This window comes from Sulfurivirga sp., assembly GCF_015490265.1.
In the GTDB taxonomy this organism is placed as follows: domain Bacteria; phylum Pseudomonadota; class Gammaproteobacteria; order Thiomicrospirales; family Thiomicrospiraceae; genus Sulfurivirga.
This window is the reverse complement of the sequence record NZ_WFYD01000003.1, coordinates 1-3,381: the sequence shown is the minus strand read 5'-3', so window position 1 is coordinate 3,381 and position 3,381 is coordinate 1. Positions and strand designations below refer to the sequence as shown.

Annotated in this window: 5 protein-coding genes, 1 tRNA gene and 1 pseudogene; all 7 read left to right on the top strand. The window is 61.7% G+C overall.

Going from position 1 to position 3,381, the window contains the following annotated elements; translation table 11 throughout:
• Window positions 1-3: 3 nt before the first annotated feature.
• Window positions 4-177, top strand: a complete 174-nt coding sequence (locus F8K16_RS00115; protein ID WP_294945259.1) for a dihydropteroate synthase — start codon at window positions 4-6, stop codon at window positions 175-177.
• Window positions 174-1,511 carry a phosphoglucosamine mutase gene (glmM, locus tag F8K16_RS00110; protein WP_294945256.1) on the top strand — a complete coding sequence of 446 codons (1,338 nt, stop codon included), beginning with the start codon at window positions 174-176 and terminating at the stop codon, window positions 1,509-1,511. The genes F8K16_RS00115 and glmM overlap by 4 nt, the downstream gene beginning before the upstream one ends.
• A 79-nt stretch (window positions 1,512-1,590) precedes the next feature.
• Window positions 1,591-2,358 carry a triose-phosphate isomerase gene (gene tpiA / locus F8K16_RS00105; RefSeq protein WP_294945253.1) on the top strand — a complete coding sequence of 256 codons (768 nt, stop codon included), beginning with the start codon at window positions 1,591-1,593 and terminating at the stop codon, window positions 2,356-2,358.
• A gap of 5 nt (window positions 2,359-2,363) precedes the next feature.
• Window positions 2,364-2,687 (top strand): preprotein translocase subunit SecG, encoded by a 324-nt coding sequence (gene secG, locus F8K16_RS00100; protein ID WP_294945250.1) that lies wholly within the window; start codon window positions 2,364-2,366, stop codon window positions 2,685-2,687.
• A gap of 18 nt (window positions 2,688-2,705) precedes the next feature.
• Window positions 2,706-2,790, top strand: a tRNA-Leu gene (locus tag F8K16_RS00095).
• Between the two features lie 26 nt (window positions 2,791-2,816).
• On the top strand, window positions 2,817-3,173 hold the full coding sequence (locus tag F8K16_RS00090) for an NADH-quinone oxidoreductase subunit A (protein ID WP_294945247.1): 357 nt from the start codon (window positions 2,817-2,819) through the stop codon (window positions 3,171-3,173).
• A pseudogene (locus F8K16_RS00085) lies at window positions 3,164-3,381 on the top strand (NADH-quinone oxidoreductase subunit B); the annotation flags it as partial. The gene F8K16_RS00090 and the pseudogene F8K16_RS00085, both read left to right, overlap by 10 nt.

Sequence of the window (3,381 nt, the reverse complement as noted above, 5' to 3'; positions counted from 1 at the left end):
GGGGTGTCCCGCAAGCGCATGATCGGTGAGCTGCTGGGGCGGGACAATCCGCTGGAGCGGGTCACCGGCAGTGTGGCGGCGGCCACGCTGGCGGCCCTGAAGGGGGTCAGTGTGGTGCGGGTGCATGATGTGCGCCCCACCGTAGAAAGTCTCAACATCACCATGACGCTGCTATGAGCGAGAAGACATCCATTTTCGGCACCGATGGGGTACGCGGTCGCGTGGGCGAGGGGGTCATCCGTCCTGACCGCGTGCTGGAGCTGGGATGGGCCACCGGACAGGTGATGGCTCGTCATGGCATGAGCCAGGTGCTCATCGGCAAGGACACGCGCATCTCCGGTTACATGTTCGAGGCGGCGTTGGAGTCGGGCCTGATCGCCGCCGGCATCGACGTGCTGCTGACCGGCCCGCTGCCCACGCCAGCGATCGCCTATCTGACCCGCACCTTCAGCGCAGACATCGGGCTGGTGATCAGCGCCTCCCACAATCCCTACACCGACAACGGCATCAAGTTCTTCTCCTCAGCTGGCGCCAAGCTGGATGATGCGCTTACCGAAGAAATTGAAACCGTCTTTTCAGAACGCGCCTTCGAGATGACTTCGCCGGACCGGCTTGGGCGCGCGCGGCGCATCGATGACGCCGCCGGACGGTACATCGAATTCTGCAAGAGCACCTACCGTGCGCCCGGTGGCCTGCAGGGGCTGAAGGTGGTGCTGGACTGCGCCAATGGCGCCACCTACCATGTCGCTCCCAGCGTGTTCCGGGAGCTGGGCGCCGAAGTGACAGCCATCGGCGTGACGCCGGATGGCCTCAACATCAATCAGGGATGTGGCGCCACCGACACCCGCGCGCTGCGTGCCAAAGTGCTGGAAACCGGTGCTGATCTGGGCATCGCCTTCGACGGCGATGGCGACCGGGTGGTGTTCGTGGACGATCAGGGCGTGGAGCGGGATGGAGATGACCTGCTCTACCTCCTCGCCACCCTGTCGGATCCGCAGCCCGAAGGGGTGGTGGGCACGGTCATGTCCAATGCCGGTCTGGAAGCGGCACTCAAGGCGCGAGGCATCAGTTTTGCCCGCACGCCGGTGGGGGATCGCCACGTGATGGAAAAGCTGCGTGACACCGGCTGGCTGTATGGCGCGGAACCCTCCGGTCATGTCTTGTGCATGGACCGACTCGATACGGGCGACGGCATCATCGCCGCGCTGCAGGTGCTGGCCCGTCTGCGCAGGCATGGCCTGACGCTGCGCGAGGCGTTGCAGGGGTTGCACAAGTATCCCAATGTGCTGCGCAATGTGCGCCTCAAGCGTGCCGAAGACCGGCGGATTCTGGAAGATGCCGAGTGGCAGGCGCTGGTGCGAGAGGTTGAGGAGACGCTCGAAGAGGGGCGAGTGCTGGTGCGTCCATCAGGCACCGAACCGCTGATCCGCATTCTGGTGGAGGGGCCGGACATGTCGGCGGTGAACCGGGCGGCGGAACAGCTCGAATCCTGGCTGAAGATCAGAATTTAACAAAACTGTCAAGATTGTATTTGCCGGAATCGCTCGTTAAGATTATCAAGATTTGCTTATTTCGGACGGAGTGCGACGCATGAGAAAGCCGTTTGTGGCCGGTAACTGGAAGATGCATGGCAGCAAGGCGATGATCGCCGAGCTGCTGACCGGGCTGACCGCAGGATGGAAGCAGGCTGACAGCGTGGATGTGGCCGTGTGTCCGCCGGCCATCTATATTGACTATGTGCGTCGCACCCTGGGCAGCGCTCCCATCGCAGTGGGCGCTCAGAACATGTCCGATCAGCCCGCCTACGGGGCCTTCACCGGCGAGATTTCCGCGCCCATGCTCAAGGAGTTCGACTGTCGTTACGTCATTCTCGGTCACTCCGAGCGTCGCGCGCTCTATGGCGAGGATGACGATTTCATTGCGCGCAAGGTGGAGGTGGCGCTGGATGCGAAGCTGACCCCCATTCTCTGTGTGGGCGAAACGCTGGAGGAGCGTGAGGCCGGCATCACCGAGCGGGTGATCGAGCGTCAGCTGCAGGCGGTCATCGACCGTGTGGGTGGTGAGGCGTTCGGCGACATCGTAATCGCCTATGAGCCGGTGTGGGCCATCGGCACCGGCAAGACGGCCACGCCTGAGCAGGCACAGGCGGTGCATGCCTTCATCCGCGAGCGTATCGCCATGCTGTCAGCGGATGCGGCCGAGCGCATGATCATTCAGTATGGTGGCAGTGTGAAGCCAAACAATGCCGAAGCACTCTTCTCGCAGCCTGATATTGACGGCGGGCTGATCGGTGGCGCTTCGCTCAAGGCGGAAGATTTTCTGGCCATCTGCAATGCAGCGGCCAAGGTGAAGGGATAATAGACATGTTTTCCATCGTGCTGACCATTCATCTGCTGGTGGCATTGGCCATTATCGGTCTGGTGCTGATTCAGCAGGGCAAGGGGGCGGATGCCGGTGCCAGCTTTGGCGGCGGCTCCTCACAGACCGTATTCGGCAGTCGCGGTTCTGCGACCTTTCTGTCGCGCCTGACCGCGATCATGGCGACCATTTTCTTTATTACGAGCATCACGCTGGCCTACATGAGTGCCTCGCAGCACAAGGGGTATCAGAGCGTGATCGAGAAGACGGCCACCGTGCCGGCACAGCAGCAGAATGATGTGCCCAAGCCGGTGGTGCCGCAGCAGTAACGAGCGAAAAGAATTTACGCCCAGGTGGTGGAATTGGTAGACACGCCATCTTGAGGGGGTGGTGGCGAAAGCCGTGCGGGTTCGACTCCCGCCCTGGGCACCATATTCAAACACGCAGGGGGAAACCCTATGTTGGAGAACTACCTGCCCATACTGGTGTTCGTGGTACTGGGCATTCTCTTCGGCGTCGGGCCGATTCTCGCGGGATACCTGCTGGGCCCGCAGAAACCGGACGATGAGAAACTCTCTCCCTACGAGTGCGGTTTCGAGGCATTTGAAGACGCGCGCATGAAGTTCGATGTGCGCTTCTACCTCGTTGCCATTCTCTTCATCATCTTCGATCTTGAAATTGCCTTTCTGTTTCCCTGGGCTGTCGTGCTGGACGAGATCGGCACCTTCGGCCTGATCAGCATGAGCGTCTTCCTGGCGCTGCTGGTGGTGGGCTTCATCTATGAATGGCGCAAGGGGGCTCTGGAATGGGAGTAGAAGGACTGCTCAAGCAGGGCGTGGTCACCACCACGGCCGACAAGCTGATCAACTGGGCGCGTACCGGCTCCCTGTGGCCCATGACGTTCGGTCTGGCCTGCTGTGCCGTGGAGATGATGCACGCTGGTGCCTCTCGTTATGACCTGGACCGCTTCGGCATCATCTTCCGCCCCAGCCCCCGTCAGTCCGACGTGATGATCGTCGCGGG